Source organism: Moorena sp. SIO4G3, from assembly GCF_010692305.1.
Taxonomy (GTDB): Bacteria; Cyanobacteriota; Cyanobacteriia; order Cyanobacteriales; family Coleofasciculaceae; genus Moorena; species Moorena producens_A.
On sequence record NZ_JAAHIG010000641.1, the window covers coordinates 1 to 2536 of the forward strand.

Sequence of the window (2536 nt, forward strand, 5' to 3'; positions counted from 1 at the left end):
TAAGGAGTTGAAGCGATTTCCAGATCTTAAAACAACAATAAGGCAAATCATTTTTAGCCCTGATGGTACACAATTGGCTGGAGTTGGTCAAGATAATAGGATTCGCTTATTGGATTTGAATGGCAATGAGTTGTATAAATCTAAAAATTTTAATAAAACAATTAGCCAGCTTCTTTTTAGCCCTGATGGTACACAATTGGTTGTTGTGGAGAACGATAGTACTGTATATCCGCAGGGTTATGATGATAAGAATACTAGTACTCTCCATCGGTTAAATTTAAACAGTAAAATCTGGAAAACTGAACCTAAGCTATGGGGTGAAATCGCTTTTAGCTCCGATGGCAAGCTGTTAGTGGCGCAGAATGCTTTCGAGGATCACTGGGTAGAGCGAGGTAATATCTTTTTAAAAGAATTGGAGTCTGGTGAGGAATTAGTTAAGTTTAAGAGTGCTAATCGCAGCTTTGATAGTATCGGTTTTAGTACCCAGGGTGGCTTAGTGGTTAGTGCAGAGCGGCATTATGAGGAGAAGGATTATACCTATGTATGGCATATGTCAGGAAAATTATTGACTGCTTTTGACGATGGGCATCAAAGTAAAGTTAATGAAAGTACAGTTGATGAAAGTACAGTTACAAGTATAAGTCTTAGTGCTGATGGCAGCTTACTAGCCACTCTTGACAGATCCGGAAATGCCAAGTTATGGCGTATAGGAGGATTAAATGATTTAATAGTCAAGGGTTGTGATTGGGTGCGAGACTATCTTAGTAACCCCAATGTTGACGAGAGCGATCGCAATCTCTGCAAAAATTGATGGCGTTGCTGATTTTGGGTATGCTTTCGCCCCCCTAGCCCCCCAAGGGAGGGATTGCTCGCTTGGGGGGAACAAAACTCTCTTGCGTCCCCCGCCCCCCTAACCTCACAGGGGTAGGTTTTTAACAAAGACCTCAGGTGTGGGGTGTGGGTTGTGGGGTGTGGGGTGTGGGGGATAAGAAAATATACTTAATTTGTCGTTGTCTTGATGCAATAGCGAGTGGGGGAAACCCCCAAGACCGCGCTGCATCGCTAAAAATCATCATTTATTCGTTGTTTTCCTTTTCCTCTCCTTGTGATCCGCCCCCGAATGGTCGGGGGTTGGGGGTGGGGCAGGACCCAAATGTAAAAAACCTACCCTTGTGAGGCCCCCCTAACCCCCCAAGGGAGGGATTGCTCGCTTGGGGGGAATTAGCGGATGCTTCGCTTTTTGACAGATGGGGACCAACGGGGGCTTTAACATGCACCAGATGATCGCGCATTCATTCCTTAATTCAGCAACGCCCCTTAATAAGGGTGAATTCCTGTGCCATAAAAAACCATAATTGTGTACTTAATCAAATCGCAAACCGCTATATGTTCTCCCGCAATCTCGCCTTGATCATCGGCATTAACAACTACCAAAACGGCATTTCCCCCCTGAACACCGCCGTAAACGATGCCAAAAAACTAATAGAAATTCTGCGCGAGAAGCATGGCTATGAAGTCTGGGAATGCTTAGACGAAGTAGCGACTCTCTCTAACTTCAACAAATTTTTAGACCAAACCCTACCCGAACAAGTCACTGAAAATGACCGCTTATTATTTTACTTCGCTGGTCATGGAGTTGCCCTCAATGGGGATGATGGCCCGGCTGGTTACCTAATTCCTCAAGATGCCAAACTGCGGGATACTAATAGTTATCTGCCCATGACCAAGTTACATGATGCTTTCCATCAATTACCCTGTCGTCATTTCTTAGGTATCCTAGACTGCTGTTTTGCTGGTGCTTTTAAATGGTCAAGTACCAGGGATTTACTAACATCGCCAGAAGTAATTCACCAAGAGCGTTATGACCGTTTTATTACTGACCCGGCCTGGCAAATCATTACTTCCTCAGCTTCGGATCAAAAGGCTTTAGATAACTTTAATTTAGATAGCGAACGCGGTCAAATCGGCAATCATTCCCCTTTTGCTAGTGCATTATTAGAAGCCCTAGAAGGTGCAGGAGATATCTATCCTCCTGCCACCAATGGCAAACCGCCTGGAGATGGGGTAATTACAGCCACAAAATTATATTTATATTTACGGGATCGAGTCGAAATTCCCACAGAAAAATACCGTCTGCGCCAAACCCCTGGTATTTGGTGTTTAGACAAGCACGATAAAGGCGAGTATATCTTTCTGTCTCCAGGACATGAACTAAACTTACCCCCCGCACCACCATTAGATGAGTCGAAAAATCCCTATCGGGGTTTAAACTCCTTTGAAGAGGAACACAGTCAACTATTTTTTGGTAGAACATTACTAGTAGAAAAGTTACAGGATTTTGTCAAAAATCATCCCTTAACTGTGGTCTTAGGTGCTTCCGGTTCGGGGAAATCGAGTTTGGTGAAAGCCGGATTAATTCCCCAGTTGAAACAGGAAAATACCGATAAATGGTCGATAGTGTCACCAATTCGTCCCGGAGAAAACCCCTTCCAAGCTCTCACGAAAGCCCTGGTTGAGGCGGGATTACCAAAAGTCG

General features: G+C 44.2%; 1 protein-coding gene and 1 pseudogene. Both read left to right on the forward strand.

Going from position 1 to position 2536, the window contains the following annotated elements; all coding sequences use genetic code 11:
- Positions 1–811, forward strand: a pseudogene (locus F6J99_RS44055) (hypothetical protein); the annotation flags it as partial.
- Positions 812–1386: 575 nt separating this feature from the next.
- Positions 1387–2536, forward strand: a 1150-nt coding sequence (locus F6J99_RS44060; protein WP_293123518.1) for a caspase family protein, incomplete at its 3' end; no start/stop codon positions are given.